Below are 15823 nucleotides of genomic sequence, written 5' to 3'. Positions count from 1 at the left end.
CGCGTGAAGGGGCAGGGGCCCGATCTGCTCACGCTTCGGCGCGTCGCGGGCGTCTGGTGAGGCGGGCGTGCAGGGAGCGGGCGGAAGCGTCGGTGAGGGCGGCGATCTGGTCGACGACCGTGCGCTTCCTCGCCCTGTCGTCCGGCGCCGCGTCGAAGATGGCCCGGAACTGCGGGTCCAGGCCCTCGGGGGCGCGGGCGCTCACCGCCTCGGCGAGTTCGGCCAGGACCACGCGCTGATCGGCGCGGATCCGTTCCTGCTCGTCGCGCTGCATGACGTACAGGTCGGCGACCGCCTTGAGGACGGCGCACTCGTTGCGCGCCTCGCGGGGCACCACCAGCTCGGCGGCGTACCGGGTGAGGCGGCCGGTGCCGTACGCCTCGCGCGTGGCGCCCTCGGCGGCCAGGCAGAAACGGCCGATCAGCTGGCTGGTGGCGTCCTTCAGCCGGGCTTGCGCCACGGCGGAGCCGTCGTAGCCGTGCGGCCACCACTCCTGCTCCATCAGCCGGTCCAATGCCTCGCGCAGCTCGTCCGGCGCGGTGTCGGCGGGCACGTACCGGCCGATCGCGACCCGCCAGATCGCGGCGCGTTCGGGCTCGGCGAAGAGCAGGTTGGGGTCCAGGTGTCCGGCGTGCAGGCTGTCCTCGAAGTCGTGCACCGAGTACGCGACGTCGTCCGACCAGTCCATGACCTGGGCCTCGAAGCACTTGCGGTCGGCGGGCGCGCCGCGCCGCAGCCACGCGAAGACCGGCAGGTCGTCGTCGTAGGCGCCGAACTTCACCGAGCCGGGGTCGGTGGGGTGGTCCCCGCGCGCCCACGGGTACTTGGTGGCGGCGTCCAGACACGCACGGGTGAGGTTGAGCCCGACGCTGACGAGCTCGCCCGTCGCCGGATCCGGTACGAAGCGCTTGGGCTCCAGCCGGGTCAGCAGGCGCAGCGACTGGGCGTTGCCCTCGAAGCCGCCGCAGTCCTTCGCGAACTCGTTGAGCGCCTCCTCGCCGTTGTGCCCGAACGGCGGGTGGCCCATGTCGTGGGACAGGCAGGCCGCCTCGACCAGATCGGGGTCGCAGCCGAGGGCCGCGCCGAGCTCGCGGCCCACCTGCGCGCACTCCAGGGAGTGGGTCAGGCGGGTGCGGGGGCTCGCGTCCCAGTCGTACGAGCGGGTGCCCGGGGTGACGACCTGGGTCTTCCCGGCGAGGCGGCGCAACGCGGCCGAGTGCAGCACACGGGCGCGGTCGCGCTGGAAGGCGGTACGGCCGGGCCGTTTGTCGGGCTCGGTGGCCCAGCGCTCGGTGGCGGCCGGATCGTAGGACTCGTAGGCGGGAGCGTGCGTGGTGCCTTCCATGCTCCGACGTTAACCGCAGACACCGACGATCCGCGCGATCCGCACGTGTTCATCCCGCTTGTACGGTGGCCAGTTCGCGCGGGCCCGGCCTGATCGGCGAGGCACCCGCCAGAGCCTCGTCGTACCGGAGCAGGACCAGGCGGGCCAGCGCCGGGTGGGCGCCGAGGGGGTCGGCGGCCAGGGCGGGCGCGGCGGCGGCGCTCGCGGTGGAGAAGCGGCCCGGGGCGGTGAAGTACGAGGCCACCGCGACCCGGTGGTGGCCCCGGGCGGCGAGCGCCCGTACGGCGTCCTGCACGCTCGGCGCGGCGGCGGAGGCGTAGGCCGGCACCACCGGGACCCCGCCGAGGCGCTCGCGCAGCAGGGCGGCGCTGCGCCGGGTGTCGGCGGCGGAGTCGGGGTCGCGGGATCCGGCGGCGGCCAGCACGACCGCCGGCCTCCCGCCACGGGCCGAGCCCCAGCCGGCTTCCAGGAGCCGCTCGTAGAGCGCCTCGACGAGCAGCGGATGCGGGCCGAGCGGCGCGGCGACGCGGGTGCGCAGATGTGCGGCCCGGGCGGCGGCCTCCGGGAGGTCCCGCTTGACGTGGGTCCCGCGGCCGAGCAGCAGCGGCACGAGCACCGCCTCTCCGGACACCTCGCGCAGGGTGTCGCCGAGCAGCGGCCGGTTCAGCTCGATGTGCCCGAGCCGGACGTCGAGGCGCGGGCGCAACTCGCGGACCCGTTCGAGCAGGGCGAGGACGGTGTGCGGGGCGCGCGGGTCACGGCTGCCGTGGGCGACGGCGACGAGGGTGGGCTGCATGGCGGCTCCGTCAGGGGGATTCGTGCGGACCGGACGCCGCGAGCCCGGCCTGGTCCGTACGCCGCCCTCTGGGCCGGGCGCGCGGCGGGTGCAGGCCGCTGAGCTGCGTGCCGAGTTGGGCGGTGATCCGGGACAGCAGCTCGGCGGTGCTGGCGCCCGGCGGGTCGGCGGCGCTGCCGCGGGGGAGGGGCGGGGGGTCGGAAGGCTGCGCCGGCTCCGTCATGAACCGATCCTGAGGGGCCCAGGTTGCGTGGGCGTTGCGTCGCGGTGACGGGTGTTTTCCACCTGCTCACCGGGGGTGGAGGGCGCGGGTGCGGTGGGCCCGGCCGGCCGGCGGCTGAAACCGGATGATCTCCGCGGGCGTCCTGAGTTTCGGGGCATCGGCCCAGGACACTCGACACTCGGGGGGAATCGTCATGCGCGGAGCGCGCCTGAACCGGATCGCGCGCACTGTACGGTCGCGGCTGCCGCGCGGCGTACGGGCCCGGCGGCTGGCCGTGCAGGCCGTGATGGCGGGTTGCGTGCTGGCGCTGCTGCCCTCGGCGTGGACGCACGCGGCCGCCGCCGACCGGCTGCGCAGCACGGCCGGGGCGCCCGCCGCCGAGGTGGCCGTCGTGTTCGGGGCGGGGCTGTGGAACGGCCGGCCCACCCCTTACCTTGCCGACCGGCTGGACGCGGCCGCCGAGCTGTACCGCACCGGCAAGGTGAAGGTCGTCCTGGTCACCGGGGACAACAGCCGGACCGAGTACGACGAGCCCTCCGCGATGCGTACGTACCTCACCGGACACGGGGTGCCGGACGACCGGATCGTCAGCGACCACGCCGGTTTCGACACATGGGATTCGTGTGTGCGCGCCCGGGAGATCTTCGGGGTGCAGCGGGCGGTGCTGATCAGCCAGGGCTTCCACATCCGCCGGGCCGTCGCGCTGTGCCAGGCCGCGGGCGTGGACTCGTACGGGGTCGGGGTCGCCGACGTGCACGACGCGACCTGGTACTACGGCGGGGCCCGTGAGGTGTTCGCGGCCGGCAAGGCGGCGATGGACGCGGTCTTCAAGCCCGAACCGCGGTTCCTGGGACCCAAGGAGCAGGGGGTGTCGCGGGTCCTGGGCGCTCTGGCAGACTGACGCGCGGCCGTCGGCGTATGCCGATCAGGCATACGAGCAGGGGTGGGGAACCGTGGCTGTGGCGGATCTGGGCGGCAAGGTCGTCGTCATCACCGGTGGGGCCCGCGGCCTGGGCGCCGCGGCAGCGCGGGCCGTCGTCGACGGCGGCGGCCAGGTGGTGATCACCGACGTGCTGGAGGCGGAGGGCGCCGAGACGGCGGCCGAGCTCGGTGACGCGGCGCGCTTCCTGCGGCACGACGTGACGAGGGAGGCCGACTGGCAGGCGGCACTGGACGGCGCGGTCGCCGCGTTCGGCCGGATCGACGGGCTCGTCAACAACGCCGGCATAGCCACCGGCCAGTTCCTGGAGCACGAGAGCGTCGAGCACTTCCGCCGGGTCGTCGAGATCAACCTGGTCGGCGTGTTCATCGGCATCAAGGCCGCGATTCCGCTGATGCGCGCGAACGGCGGCGGCTCCATCGTCAACATCTCCTCCGCGGCCGGTCTCACCGGCCTCGCCCTCACCGCCGGCTACGGAGCCTCCAAGTGGGGCGTGCGCGGCCTGTCGAAGATCGGCGCGGTCGAGCTCGCCGAGGCGAGGATCCGCGTCAACTCCGTCCACCCGGGCATGACGCTGACCCCGATGACCGCCCCCATCGGCATCCGGGCCGGAGAGGGCAACTATCCCGGCGCCCCGATGGGCCGCGTCGGCGCCCCCGAGGAGATCGCCGCCGCGGTGGCGTTCCTCCTCTCGGACGCCGCCGGCTACATGACGGGCGCCGAGCTCGCGGTCGACGGCGGCTGGACGGCGGGCCTCACGGTGAAGCACCTGACCGGCCAGTGACCGGCGGCCGGACCCGCCTGGGGGCCCGGGGGTACGCCGTAAATCCGCGTGCCCCGGCCGGGACGGCGAACCACGGTCCCGCCCGTGGAACAAGAAGTGGGACAAGAAGCGGACACACCCCTCCTCCGTGACGTCCACCCCGCCCTGACGGCCGAGCTCGTGCGCCTGCTGGAAGAAGAGGGGGAGCGCGACCTCGCCATCTGCGCCTACGACCTCCGCGTGCTCGGGCCGTGCGGCTGCGGCGACGACTTCTGTCAGAGCCTGCGCACCGGCGCCCACCCGCCGGGCACGCCCTACGGCACCGGCCACCGCGACGTGCTGCTCCTCCCCGAGGAGGGGGACCTGATCCTCGACGTCGTCGACGGCCGGATCGAATACGTCGAGATCCTCTTCCGGTCCCCGCTGCGCCCGGCGCCCTCACCGGACCGCCCCGGCGGCGCTGAGGCCGAAAACCCCCGCCCGTAACGCGGGGCGGCGGTCGGCGTAACACCGCCGACGCACGCTGGGCCGCATGCACACCTCGCAATCCGTCACCGCCACGCACTGCCCGTACTGCGCACTGCAGTGCGGGATGAACCTCCGCCCCGAACCGGGCGGCGGCGTGACGGTGGAGGAGCGGGCGGACTTCCCCGTCAACCGGGGCGCGCTGTGCGGCAAGGGCCGTACCGCCCCCGCCGTGCTCTCCTCCCGGGTGCGCCTGACCGAGCCGCTCATCCGCACCCACGCCGGGCAGCTCGCCCCGGCCACCTGGGAGGAGGCCCTCGACGCCGTCGCCGAGGGCCTCGCCCGCACGGGACGCGCGTACGGGCCGGACGCCGTCGGCGTCTTCGGCGGCGGCGGGCTCACCAACGAGAAGGCGTACGCGCTCGGCAAGTTCGCCCGCGTCGCCCTGCGCACCTCGCAGATCGACTACAACGGCCGCTTCTGCATGTCCTCGGCCGCCGCCGCGCACCAGCGGGCCTTCGGGCTCGACCGGGGGCTCCCCTTCCCGCTGGAGGACATCCCGCGCACCGGCTGCGTCATCCTCGTCGGCTCGAACCTGGCCGAGACCATGCCGCCCGCGCTGCGCTACCTCACCGAGCTGAAGGCGAACGGCGGCACGCTGATCGTCATCGACCCGCGCCGCACCCGCACCGCCGAACAGGCGGACCTCCACCTGGCCCCCCGCCCCGGAACCGACCTCGCCCTCGCGCTGGGCCTGCTGCACCTGGTGGTCGCGCAGGGCCGCACCGACGAGGAGTTCATCGCCGAGCGCACCACCGGCTGGGAGGAGGCCCGGGCCGCCGCGATGGCGCACTGGCCCGAGCTGGTGGAACGCATCACCGGCGTCCCGGTCCCCCAACTCCGCGCCGCCGCCGAAATGTTCTGCGCCCCCTCCTCCGCGATGGTCCTCACCGCCCGCGGCCCGGAACAGCAGTCCAAGGGCACCGACACCGTCGGCGCCTGGATCAACCTCTGCCTCGCCACCGGCCGCGCGGGCCGCCCGCTCTCCGGCTACGGGTGCCTCACCGGGCAGGGCAACGGCCAGGGCGGGCGCGAGCACGGCCAGAAGGCCGACCAGCTCCCCGGCTACCGCAAGCTCACCGACCCGGCGGCGCGCGCGCACGTGGCGGAGGTCTGGGGCATCGACCCCGACTCCCTCCCCGGCCCCGGCCGCAGCGCCTACGAACTCCTCGACGCCCTCGGCACGGACGTCCGCGCCCTGCTCCTCATGGGCTCCAACCCGGTGGTCTCCGCGCCCCGCGCCTCCCACATCGAGGACCGCATCCGCTCGCTGGACTTCCTGGCCGTGGCCGACGTCGTCCTCTCCGAGACGGCAGCCCTCGCGGACGTGGTCCTGCCCGTCACCCAGTGGGCGGAGGAGACCGGCACCACCACGAACCTGGAGGGCCGCGTCCTGCTCCGCCGCCAGGCGCTGACCCCGCCGCCGGGCGTGCGCACCGACCTGGAGGTCCTGCACGGACTCGCCGGCCGCCTGGGCGTGGAGAAGGGCTTCCCCACCGCCCCCGAGGAGGTGTTCGACGAGCTGCGCCGCGCTTCGGCCGGCGGCCCCGCCGACTACGCGGGGATCTCGTACGCCCGTATCGAGGCCGAACAGGGCGTCTTCTGGCCCTGCCCCGACGGCTCCGCGGGAACCGAGCGCCTCTTCCTGGACCGCTTCGCCACCGACGACGGCCGTGCCCGCTTCGTCCCCGTCTCCCACCGCGACTCCGCCGAGATCCCCGACGCGGAGTACCCCGTACTGCTCACCACCGGCCGCGTCGTCGCCCAGTACCAGTCCGGCGCCCAGACCCGCCGCGTGGACGAGCTCAACGCCGCGGCCCCCGGCCCCTTCGTGGAAATCCACCCCCGCCTCGCCGCCCGCATCGGCGCGGTCGACGGCCGCCCCCTCGCCGTCACCTCCCGCCGCGGCCGCGCGGTGGCCCCGGCGCGCATCACGGACACCATCCGCGCGGACACGGTCTTCATGCCGTTCCACTGGCCGGGCGAGGGCCGCGCCAACACCCTCACCAACCCCGCCCTGGACCCGGTCTCCCGCATGCCGGAGTTCAAGGTCTGCGCGGTCCGCGTCGAACCGGCCGAGTGAAGTCCGTACGTACGGACTACCCCTCGAAGGTCGGCGCCAGGGCCGTCAGCAGGCGCTCGGCGTAGGACTCGGCGGAGCCCGTGATACCCGGGTACTCCTGTCGGAAGTCCTCCCACTCGGCCGACTTGACCTCGTCGAACGCCTCCAGGGTGACGCGCTCGTCCGGCGCGGCGCTCGGAGGGAACCATTCGCCCGACTCGTGGAACACCGTGTGGACGAGGCCGTACGGGACGGAGCAGCGCTCCGCGAGCAGGACCGCGTCGTAGAGGTCCTTGCCGTGCGGGTACGTGTCGGTGGCGAGCCAGACCAGCTTCCACGCCAGGGAGAGCTCCGCCGTCGCCGCCCGCAGGCGCACGCCCGCGACCTCGGCCGGCTCCGGCGGGACGGGGAGCCGCTCGTTGAAGACGAAGTCCAGCTGGACCTGCCCGCCGGGCAGCCCCGGGGCCGACCACGGCAGGACGAGGCGACGGCCCGGGACGCGCTCGTACGTCCAGATGTCCTCGCAGACCGCCTCCGCGGCCGCGATGACCAGACCGCCCCGCTCGGCGGCCTCCCGCTCGGCCGCCTGCGCGACGGCCGTCAGCATGGCCGCCGTACGCGGCTCCTCGATGCCCCAGTCCTGCGGGACGACGACGAAGTCGAGGTCGTGCGGCTCCCGGGCCCGTGCCCCGAACCAGCCCGCCATGAGCATGCTGCCGCGCAACACCAGCGAGTCCGCCCACCCGGACCGGGCCACCGCCCGCGCGACCACGTCGAGCGCGGAACGCCGGGCGGCCTGCCACGCGGGCCGGGAACCGGCGTCGACGATCGTGTCCGCCACCCGGTAGCCGAAGGCGAAGTGCTTGAGCGCCGGGTCGAAGACCCGGTCCCCGGGCCCGGCCGGGGCGCCCATGCCGGCCGTCGAGGTGCGCGGCAACTCGTCCTGCCGGCGCGCCCAGTCGGCACGGGCCGCGGCCTCGGTGCTGTTCCCGTTCATGGGGTCGTCCCCTCCTCGATCCGTTCCTCGATCCACCCGTCGTCCACCGACAGGTCACTGTCGTACAGCACGAACTCCCGCTCCTCCGAGCGGATTTCGTACCCGGCCGAGCGCAGCGCGGCGATCAGCGTGTCGCAGGCCGCCGTCGCCCCCGCCGCGTCACCCCGGAACCGCTGCGTCACGAACCGCTCGTGGCGCGCCCCGGACAGGTCCCGGCGGGCGTTCCACGACAGGTGGGCGCCGTGCGGTGTCACCAGGGGTTCCAGGGCGGCGCGGTCGAAGTCCGCCGGGAGCAGCAGCCCCAGGTGGTGCTCGAAGTAGCCGCCTCCCGGCCCCGGGAGGTCCGTGGTCCAGGGGACGGTCTCCACCTTGACCCGCACGGGGTCGAAGCCGGCCGCCCGCAGCCGGGGCAGCAGGCGCTCGTGGCTCGTGCGGTCCCGCAGGGTCAGCATCGGCTGCGACACCATCCGCCCCCGCGCCAGCACGATGTGCGTGACCTTCAACTGCCGCGCCCGCGCCCACGCGTCGAGCCGGGCCAGCGCCGCCGGATCCGCGCAGCGGACGGTGACGTGCGTTTCGTACTCGGACATGGAACAGATCTTGTCGGACATGCGTCCGATCCGCATCGGGGTTCCCGTCGGCGGGTAACCATGCGTCACGTACCCCACTCAGAAAGTGCTCGCACGCCCCTCGTGGCGGCGATGTGTCGTACCCCACACTGAGGGGCGGTGCCCCCGTCCTCGGAGCCCTGGAGGTCGCCCCCGTGCAGACCCGGATCCTGACCGTGACCGCGAGCCGCCCCGCCGACGACGGCGTCGCCGTCGCCACCGCGGACCCCGAGGCCGAGGCGGAGGCCGACCCCGTGGACGACGAGCCCGACGACGAGCCCGAGGTCGAGCCCGAGGTCGAGCCCGAGGTCGTGGAGCTGATCGAGCACGTGCCCGCGCAGCGCGCGCGCAGCAGGGACAGCGGGAGCGGAGCCGGACCGTCCGCCGACCTCTTCCGGCAGTACCTGCGCGAGATAGGCAGGATCCCGCTGCTCACCGCCGCCGAGGAGGTCGACCTCGCGCGGCGCGTGGAAGCGGGGCTGTTCGCCGAGGAGAAGCTGGGCAGCGCCGCGGACCTCGACTCCCGGCTCGCCCTGGACCTCGACAAGCTCGTCGTCATGGGCCGGATGGCCAAACGCCGGCTGATCGAGTCCAACCTGCGGCTCGTCGTCTCCGTCGCGAAGCGCTACGTCGGCCGCGGCCTCACCATGCTCGACCTGGTCCAGGAGGGAAACCTCGGACTGATCCGGGCCGTCGAGAAGTTCGACTACGCCCGCGGGTACAAGTTCTCCACGTACGCCACCTGGTGGATCCGCCAGGCCATGTCCCGGGCCCTCGCCGACCAGGCGCGCACCATCCGCGTCCCCGTGCACGTCGTCGAACTGATCAACCGCGTCATCCGCGTCCAGCGCCGCATGCTCCAGGAACGCGGGTACGAGCCCACCGCCGAAGAGGTCGCCGTCCACCTGGAACTGACCCCCGAGCGGGTGCTGGAGGTGCTCCGCCTCGCGCAGGAGCCGGTCTCCCTGCACGCGCCGGTCGGTGAGGAGGACGACGTGGCCCTCGGGGACCTGATCGAGGACGGCGACGCCGCCTCGCCCGTGGAGTCCGCCGCGTTCTTCCTGCTGCGCGAGCACCTGGAAGCCGTGCTGTCGACCCTCGGGGAGCGCGAGCGCAAGGTCGTCCAGCTCCGCTACGGGCTCGCCGACGGGCGGCCGCGCACCCTGGAGGAGATCGGCCGGATCTTCGGCGTGACGCGCGAGCGGATCCGCCAGATCGAGTCCAAGACCCTCAACAAGCTCCGCGACCACGCCTTCGCCGACCAGCTGCGCGGCTACCTCGACTGAACGCTGCCGGGACACGGGCTGGTAGCACGGGCTGGTACATGAGCTCGTACATGAAAAGAACGGGGGCGCCCCGAAAGGCGCCCCCACCCACGTGCCGCGCCGGTCAGTCGACCTCGGCCACCGCCTGCGCGAACTGCGCCGCGTACAGCCGCGCGTACGCGCCGCCCGCCGCCAGCAGCCCCTCGTGCGTGCCCTGCTCCACGATCGAGCCGTTCTCCATCACCAGGATCACGTCCGCGTCGCGGATCGTGGACAGCCGGTGCGCGATCACGAAGGACGTCCGTCCGTGCGCGAGGCGCGCCATGGCCTTCTGGATCAGCACCTCGGTACGGGTGTCCACCGAGCTGGTCGCCTCGTCGAGCACCAGGATCACCGGATCCGACAGGAACGCCCGCGCGATCGTGATCAGCTGCTTCTCGCCCGCGCTGACCCCGGCGCCCTCGTCGTCCAGCACCGTGTCGTAGCCGTCCGGCAGCGTGCGGATGAAGCGGTCCGCGTGCGCCGCCCGCGCCGCCTCCTCGATCTCCGCGCGGGTGACCTCACGCGAGGCACCGTAGGCGATGTTCTGCGCGATGGTGCCGCCGAACAGCCAGGTGTCCTGGAGGACCATGCCGATGCCGCCGCGCAGCTCCTCGCGGGTCATCTTCGCGACGTCCACCCCGTCGAGGGCGATCTCCCCGCCCGTGACCTCGTAGAACCGCATGAGCAGGTTCACCAGGGTCGTCTTGCCGGCGCCCGTCGGGCCGACGATCGCGACGGTCTGACCCGGCTCGACCGTCAGCGAGAGGTTCTCGATCAGCGGCTTGTCGGGCTCGTAGCGGAAGGCCACCTTGTCGAGGGTGACCTGGCCGCGCAGTTCCTCCGGACGCTCCGGAACCTCGGCGTCCGGCTCCTGCTCCTCCGCGTCCAGCAGCTCGTACACCCGCTCCGCCGACGCGACACCGGACTGCACGAGGTTCGCCATCGAGGCCACCTGCGTCAGCGGCATCGAGAACTGCCGCGAGTACTGGATGAAGGCCTGCACGTCACCGATCGACAGGGTGCCCGAGGCCACCCGCAGACCACCGACGACCGCGACCAGCACGTAGTTGACGTTCGAGATGAAGAACATCACCGGCTGCATGATCCCGCTGACCAGCTGCGCCTTGAAGGAGGCCCGGTACAGCGCCTCGTTCTGCTCGGCGAAGACGGCCGCCGACTCCTTCTGCCGCCCGAAGACCTTCACCAGGGTGTGCCCCGAGTACATCTCCTCGACGTGGGCGTTGAGCGCGCCGGTGCTCTTCCACTGCGCCACGAACTGCGGCTGCGACTTCTTGCCGATCTTCGCCGCGACGTAGACCGACACCGGTACGGTCACCAGCGCGACCAGCGCCAGCAGCGGCGAGATCCAGAACATCATGACCAGCACACCGACGATGGTCAGCAGAGAGTTCATCAGCTGACCCATCGTCTGCTGGAGCGTCTGGCCGATGTTGTCGATGTCGTTCGTCGCCCGGCTCAGCACCTCGCCGCGCTTCTGCTGGTCGAAGTACGACAGCGGCAGCCGCGACAGCTTCGCCTGGAGCTCCTCGCGCATCCGGTAGACGGTGCCGTTCATGACGTGGTTCGACAGCCGGGTCGCGACCAGCATCAGCAGGCCGGCCAGGACGAAGACCACCAGAGCCCAGATCGCCACGACCCCGACGGCGCCGAAGTCGATGCCCCGGCCCGGGGTGAAGTCGGTGCCGGACAGCATGTCCGCCATACCGTCCCGGCCGTCGGCCCGCAGCCCGTCCAGCGCCTGCTGCTTCGTGGTTCCGGCCGGCATCTGCCGGCCGACGATCCCCGCGAACACCAGGTCGGTGGCGTCGCCGAGGATCTTCGGACCGACCACCGCGCAGCCGACGCTGCCGACGACGGCCGCGACCATGCCCCACAACTTGCCCCGGTCCTGCGCCAGCTGACCCAGCAGCCGCTTGCCCGAGCCCTTGAAATCCATGGACCGCTCGGCTCCTGGCCCCGCCATCATCCGTCCTCCGGGCCCGCTCATGCGGCCTCCGCCTCCGTCAGCTGGGAGAGCACGATCTCCCGGTAGGTCTCGTTGCCGGCCATCAGCTCGTGGTGGCGTCCCTCGCCCACCACCTGCCCCTCGTCCAGGACGATGATCCGGTCGGCGTCACGGATCGTGGAGACCCGCTGGGCGACGATGACCACGGTCGCGTCCTCGGTCTCGCGGGACAGCGCCGCGCGCAGCGCCGCGTCCGTCGCGTAGTCCAGGGCGGAGAAGGAGTCGTCGAAGAGGTAGATCTCCGGGCGCTGCACGAGCGTGCGGGCGATCGCGAGGCGCTGGCGCTGGCCGCCGGAGACGTTCGTGCCGCCCTGGGTGACGGGCGCCTGGAGCCCGCCCTCCAGCTCGGAGACGAAGCCCTTGGCCTGGGCCACCTCCAGGGCCTGCCACAGCTCTTCGTCGGTCGCGTCCGGGCGCCCGTAGCGCAGGTTGGAGGCGACGGTTCCGGAGAACAGGTACGGCTTCTGCGGGACCATGCCGACCGTCCTGGCCAGCAGCTCCGGATCGAGCCGGCGTACGTCCTCGCCGTCGACCAGCACCTCGCCGCCGGTCGCGTCGAACAGCCGGGGCACCAGCCCCAGCAGCGTGGACTTGCCGCTTCCGGTGGAGCCGATCACCGCGGTCGTCTCGCCGGGGCGGGCCACCAGGTCCACCCCGCGCAGCACCGGGGCCTCGGCTCCCGGGTAGCGGAAGTCGGCGCCGCGCAGTTCGAGGCGCCCGCTCCGGACGAGCTCGCGCACCGGGTCGGCGGGCGGGACCACGCTGGAGTCGGTGTCCAGGACCTCCTGGACGCGTTCGGCGCAGACCTCGGCGCGCGGCACCATCATGAACATGAAGGTGGCCATCATCACGGACATGACGATCTGCATCAGGTAGGCGAGGAAGGCCGTCAGCTGGCCGATCTCCATGCCGCCGCTGTCGACGCGCATCGCGCCGAACCAGATGACGGCGACGCTGGAGACGTTCACGACCAGGATGACGACGGGGAACATCAGCGCGAGGAGCTTGCCCGAGGCCAGCGAGACGCCGGTGAGGTCGGCGTTCGCCTCGCGGAAGCGTTCCTTCTCGTAGGTGTCGCGGACGAAGGCACGGATCACCCGGTTGCCGGTGATCTGCTCGCGCAGCACTCGGTTCACGGTGTCGAGCCGCTCCTGCATCTGCCGGAACAGCGGCCGCGTCTTGAAGACGATCGCGCCGACGGAGATCCCGAGGACGGGGACCACGGCGATCAGCACGCCCGACAGCCGCACGTCGAGCGACAGCGCCATGGCGATGCCGCCGACGCACATGATCGGCGCCGAGACCATCATCGTGAAGGTCATCAGCACCAGCATCTGGACCTGCTGGACGTCGTTCGTCGTACGGGTGATCAGGGACGGGGCGCCGAACTGGCCGAGCTCCCGCGCGGAGAAGCTCTGCACCCGGTCGAAGACGGCGGCGCGGACGTCCCGGCCGAGCGCCGCCGCGGTGCGGGCGCTGTAGTAGACGGCTCCGACGTTGGTGACGAGCTGTACGAGGGAGACGGCCAGCATCAGCGCGCCGAAGCGCAGGATGTAGCCCGTGTCGCCGTTGACGACACCGTTGTCGATGATGTCGGCGTTGAGCGTGGGCAGGTAAAGGCTCGCACTGGTCTGCAGGAGTTGCAGCAGCACCAGTGCGGCGATCGGTTTCCGGTACGGACCCAGGTGGGCCCGCAGAAGTCGTATGAGCACGCGCAGGCTCCGGTCGGCAAGATCGAGGGGGTTCGCTCCATCTTGTGCCAACCGGCCCCCAGATCCCCACCGGTTTTCGCAAAGCCCGGTCAAAAGGCGTAGGCCGCCCCGCCCTGCGGCCCAGGTCCCGCCCGGGTTACTGGAACGCGCCCGGGTGGAGTTCCTCGCGCGTCGCGATGTACTGCTGGCGCACCGCCTGCCAGGCCGGGAACTCCTCGCCCGGCTCGAAGACCTGAGCCGCCGGAGCCGCCCAGAGCGGCGGGGTGTGCGGGGCCAGCGTGCCCTGCCGCACCCCGAGCGCCCACGCCGCCTGCCGGGCCGCGCCCAGCGCCGCGTAGTCCGCCGGCGCCGGTACGACGACCTGCGTCCCGAACAGCCCCGGAGCGGCGGCCTGTACGGCGGGCAGCTCGGCCGCCGCGCCCAGCAGGAACACCCGGCGGATCGTTACGCCCCGGTGCCGCAGCACGTCGAGGGCGTCCACCAGCCCGCACAGCATGCCCTCGAAGGCGGCCCGCGCCAGGTGCTCGGGCTTCATCGAGTCCCGGCGCAGCCCCGACAGGGTTCCGGCGGTGTGCGGCAGGTTCGGCGTGCGCTCACCCTCCAGGTACGGCAGGAGTACGAGGCCGTGCGCGCCCGGGGTCGACTTCAGCGCCAGCGCGCTCAGCCCCTCCAGGTCGGTGCCCAGCAGCTCGGCGGTGCCGCGCAGGGCCCGTACGGCGTTGGAGGTGTTCACGACGGGCAGGTGCATGCCGGCGGCGTCGGCGAGCGAGGTGACCAGGCCGCCCGGCTCCGACACGGCCTCGTGGTGGACCGCCATCACCGAGCCGGAGGCGCCCAGCGAGACCACCGCGTCGCCGGGGCCCAGGCCCAGCCCGAGGACGGCGGCGGTCGTCTCCCCGGTCCCGGCGGAGATCAGCAGCCCCTCGGGGGTCATCCCGGCGGCGTCGCAGGGGCCGAGCACCTCGGGCAGCAGCGCCTGGTGCCCGAGCGCCAGCTCGACCAGGTCGGGGCGGTACGCGCCGGTGGCCGCCGACCAGTAGCCGGTCCCGGAGGCACTGGCCCGGTCGGTGGTGCGGCGGGCGGGCCGGCCGAGCAACTGCCAGACGAGCCAGTCGTGCGGGGACAACACCACCGACACCCGGCGGGCCGCCTCCGGCTCGCTGCGGGCCAGCCAGGCGAGCTTGGCTATCGGCTGGGCGGCGTGCGGGACGGATCCCACGGCCGCGACCCAGGCCTGCCGGCCGCCGAGCGCCTCGACGAGGTCGGCCGCGGCGACCTGGCCGCGCTTGTCGTTGCCCACCAGCGCGGGACGGGCGAGGTTGCCCTGTACGTCGAGCGGCAGGACGCCGTGCTGCTGCGCGGAGACCCCGATGGCCTGGACCCCCTCCAGCAGCCCGCCGCCGGCGGCCTCGCCGAGCGAGAGCAGCCACGCCTGCGGGTCGGTCTCGTGGGGTACGGCCTCACCCGCCGGCTGTGGATGGGGCGCGTAGCCCTGGCGCAGCACCGCGCCCGTCTCCGCGTCACAGACCACGATGCGAGTGAAGGTGGAAGAGCTGTCCAGCCCGGCGACTATCCCCATGCGGAGAATTCTGCCGCACGCCGGGCCGGACTCCGCCCAGAGTGCGCCGCGCCCGTACCGGGCCTCACGTGTTGCTCGTGCCCCACTCGTCCTCGCCGCCGGTCCGGGCGCCGACCCGGCCGCGCAGGGAACGTACCCGTCCGGCCAGTGCGTCCGGCATGGAGTCGCCGACCTTGTCGCTCACCGCGGCGAGGGCCTTGCCCGCCACGTGGCGCCCGGTCTGCCCGGCACTCTCGGCGGCGTTGCGCACCGCCGGGTTCCGCGCGAGGTCCTGCGCGGACTTCTTCAGCTTCTCGTACCGCTCGCGCCCGGCCCGGGTCCCGAGCACGTACCCGAGGGCCAGTCCGACCGCGAATGTGACCTTGTACCGCATGCCTGTCACCCTTCGTCGTGTGGTGCCCGGCCCGCTCTGGATACCGATTGGCGGAGCACCCCCCTGCTTGCGCTAATCTATGACTCGCAACGGGCAGTCGCCCCCCGGCAAGGCCGGAGGTGGGCTGTTCGGCGCACCGCAGCAATCCCCTGTAGCTCAATTGGCAGAGCAGCCGACTGTTAATCGGCAGGTTACTGGTTCGAGTCCAGTCGGGGGAGCGCGGTCCCCTGTAGCTCAATTGGCAGAGCAGCCGGCTGTTAACCGGCAGGTTACTGGTTCGAGTCCAGTCGGGGGAGCAGAAAAGAAGAGGACCCCGGGCGGGTCCTCTTTCTTTTTGCCCTGATCCGGGAACCGGGCAGCCCTCGGCGCGGTCTCTCTGAACAGGCGAAGCCGATCATGCGAGGCATCCGAGGCAGGAGATCGTATGAGCGGCTATGCTGCGGCAGACGGCGCGCACACATGTACGCGCCACGCCGTAAAGGGGCGGTAGCTCAGCCGGTTAGAGCAGCGGACTCATAATCCGTCGGCCGTGGGTTCGAGTCCCACCCGCCCCACTGCGAGCCGCAG

Annotated in this window: 12 protein-coding genes, 3 tRNA genes and 1 pseudogene; 8 read left to right on the top strand and 8 right to left on the bottom strand. The window is 72.9% G+C overall.

The genetic code is table 11. The features are described 5' to 3' along the window. Window positions 1-28: 28 nt before the first annotated feature. A complete protein-coding gene (locus ACWDYJ_RS12585; RefSeq protein ID WP_451565492.1) occupies window positions 29-1345 on the bottom strand; it encodes a deoxyguanosinetriphosphate triphosphohydrolase in 1317 nt (438 codons plus the stop codon). 49 nt (window positions 1346-1394) lie between these two features. Beyond that, window positions 1395-2364, bottom strand: a pseudogene (locus ACWDYJ_RS12580) (sirohydrochlorin chelatase). A 193-nt stretch (window positions 2365-2557) separates the two neighbouring features. On the opposite strand from ACWDYJ_RS12580, the gene ACWDYJ_RS12575 reads away from it, so the two are divergent. The 4 genes from ACWDYJ_RS12575 to ACWDYJ_RS12560 all read left to right on the top strand — a co-directional run bounded on the left by ACWDYJ_RS12575 (window position 2558) and on the right by ACWDYJ_RS12560 (window position 6675). Further along, the gene (locus ACWDYJ_RS12575) at window positions 2558-3265 is read left to right on the top strand and encodes a SanA/YdcF family protein (RefSeq protein ID WP_451565491.1); all 708 of its coding nucleotides are present in this window, start codon (window positions 2558-2560) and stop codon (window positions 3263-3265) included. Between the two features lie 58 nt (window positions 3266-3323). Continuing rightward, window positions 3324-4088 carry a glucose 1-dehydrogenase gene (locus ACWDYJ_RS12570; protein ID WP_451565515.1) on the top strand — a complete coding sequence of 255 codons (765 nt, stop codon included), beginning with the start codon at window positions 3324-3326 and terminating at the stop codon, window positions 4086-4088. 84 nt (window positions 4089-4172) lie between these two features. Then, complete coding sequence (locus tag ACWDYJ_RS12565) at window positions 4173-4553, top strand: hypothetical protein (RefSeq protein ID WP_451565490.1); 381 nt, start codon at window positions 4173-4175, stop codon at window positions 4551-4553. A gap of 46 nt (window positions 4554-4599) precedes the next feature. Continuing rightward, entirely contained in the window at window positions 4600-6675 is a 2076-nt protein-coding gene (locus tag ACWDYJ_RS12560; protein WP_451565489.1) for a molybdopterin oxidoreductase family protein, read from the top strand. A gap of 16 nt (window positions 6676-6691) precedes the next feature. On the opposite strand, the gene ACWDYJ_RS12555 is transcribed toward ACWDYJ_RS12560, so the two are convergent. Beyond that, window positions 6692-7651, bottom strand: coding sequence for a nucleotidyl transferase AbiEii/AbiGii toxin family protein (locus ACWDYJ_RS12555; RefSeq protein ID WP_451565488.1), 960 nt, complete (start codon window positions 7649-7651; stop codon window positions 6692-6694). Further along, the gene (locus ACWDYJ_RS12550) at window positions 7648-8241 is read right to left on the bottom strand and encodes a hypothetical protein (protein ID WP_451565487.1); all 594 of its coding nucleotides are present in this window, start codon (window positions 8239-8241) and stop codon (window positions 7648-7650) included. The genes ACWDYJ_RS12555 and ACWDYJ_RS12550 overlap by 4 nt, the downstream gene beginning before the upstream one ends. 113 nt (window positions 8242-8354) lie before the next feature. On the opposite strand from ACWDYJ_RS12550, the gene ACWDYJ_RS12545 reads away from it, so the two are divergent. Continuing rightward, a complete protein-coding gene (locus ACWDYJ_RS12545) occupies window positions 8355-9545 on the top strand; it encodes an RNA polymerase sigma factor (protein ID WP_451565486.1) in 1191 nt (396 codons plus the stop codon). A 103-nt stretch (window positions 9546-9648) separates the two neighbouring features. Here ACWDYJ_RS12545 and ACWDYJ_RS12540 read toward each other — a convergent pair whose 3' ends face one another. The 4 genes from ACWDYJ_RS12540 to ACWDYJ_RS12525 form a co-directional block, all read right to left on the bottom strand. Then, on the bottom strand, window positions 9649-11574 hold the full coding sequence (locus tag ACWDYJ_RS12540; RefSeq protein WP_451565485.1) for an ABC transporter ATP-binding protein: 1926 nt from the start codon (window positions 11572-11574) through the stop codon (window positions 9649-9651). Next, window positions 11571-13304 (bottom strand): ABC transporter ATP-binding protein, encoded by a 1734-nt coding sequence (locus ACWDYJ_RS12535; RefSeq protein ID WP_451565484.1) that lies wholly within the window; start codon window positions 13302-13304, stop codon window positions 11571-11573. Before ACWDYJ_RS12535 ends, ACWDYJ_RS12540 begins: the two co-directional genes overlap by 4 nt. Before the next feature lie 136 nt (window positions 13305-13440). Continuing rightward, window positions 13441-14883, bottom strand: a complete 1443-nt coding sequence (locus ACWDYJ_RS12530) for an FGGY family carbohydrate kinase (protein WP_451565483.1) — start codon at window positions 14881-14883, stop codon at window positions 13441-13443. A 64-nt stretch (window positions 14884-14947) separates the two neighbouring features. Further along, window positions 14948-15256, bottom strand: coding sequence for a YtxH domain-containing protein (locus ACWDYJ_RS12525; protein WP_451565482.1), 309 nt, complete (start codon window positions 15254-15256; stop codon window positions 14948-14950). A 145-nt stretch (window positions 15257-15401) separates the two neighbouring features. Between ACWDYJ_RS12525 and ACWDYJ_RS12520 the strand changes: the two genes are divergently transcribed. From ACWDYJ_RS12520 to ACWDYJ_RS12510, 3 genes are all read left to right on the top strand, one after another. Beyond that, window positions 15402-15474, top strand: a tRNA-Asn gene (locus tag ACWDYJ_RS12520). 5 nt (window positions 15475-15479) lie between these two features. Further along, window positions 15480-15552: transfer RNA gene (locus tag ACWDYJ_RS12515), tRNA-Asn, on the top strand. Window positions 15553-15736: 184 nt separating this feature from the next. Then, window positions 15737-15810: transfer RNA gene (locus tag ACWDYJ_RS12510), tRNA-Ile, on the top strand. The last annotated feature ends 13 nt before the right edge of the window (window positions 15811-15823 follow it).

The sequence above is a fragment of the Streptomyces sp. NPDC003042 genome, assembly GCF_053591315.1.
The sequence above is the reverse complement of the archived record's forward strand: the minus strand, read 5'-3'. Positions and strand labels throughout refer to the sequence as shown.

Excerpts from the sequence above, each read along its gene's own strand:
- ACWDYJ_RS12585 (WP_451565492.1), bottom strand. The coding sequence starts at position 1,345 with ATGGAAGGCACCACGCACGCTCCCGCCTACGAGTCCTACGATCCGGCC.
- ACWDYJ_RS12575 (WP_451565491.1), top strand. The coding sequence starts at position 2,558 with ATGCGCGGAGCGCGCCTGAACCGGATCGCGCGCACTGTACGGTCGCGG.
- ACWDYJ_RS12560 (WP_451565489.1), top strand. The coding sequence starts at position 4,600 with ATGCACACCTCGCAATCCGTCACCGCCACGCACTGCCCGTACTGCGCA.
- ACWDYJ_RS12555 (WP_451565488.1), bottom strand. The coding sequence starts at position 7,651 with ATGAACGGGAACAGCACCGAGGCCGCGGCCCGTGCCGACTGGGCGCGC.
- ACWDYJ_RS12550 (WP_451565487.1), bottom strand. The coding sequence starts at position 8,241 with ATGTCCGAGTACGAAACGCACGTCACCGTCCGCTGCGCGGATCCGGCG.
- ACWDYJ_RS12540 (WP_451565485.1), bottom strand. The coding sequence starts at position 11,574 with ATGAGCGGGCCCGGAGGACGGATGATGGCGGGGCCAGGAGCCGAGCGG.
- ACWDYJ_RS12530 (WP_451565483.1), bottom strand. The coding sequence starts at position 14,883 with ATGGGGATAGTCGCCGGGCTGGACAGCTCTTCCACCTTCACTCGCATC.
- ACWDYJ_RS12525 (WP_451565482.1), bottom strand. The coding sequence starts at position 15,256 with ATGCGGTACAAGGTCACATTCGCGGTCGGACTGGCCCTCGGGTACGTG.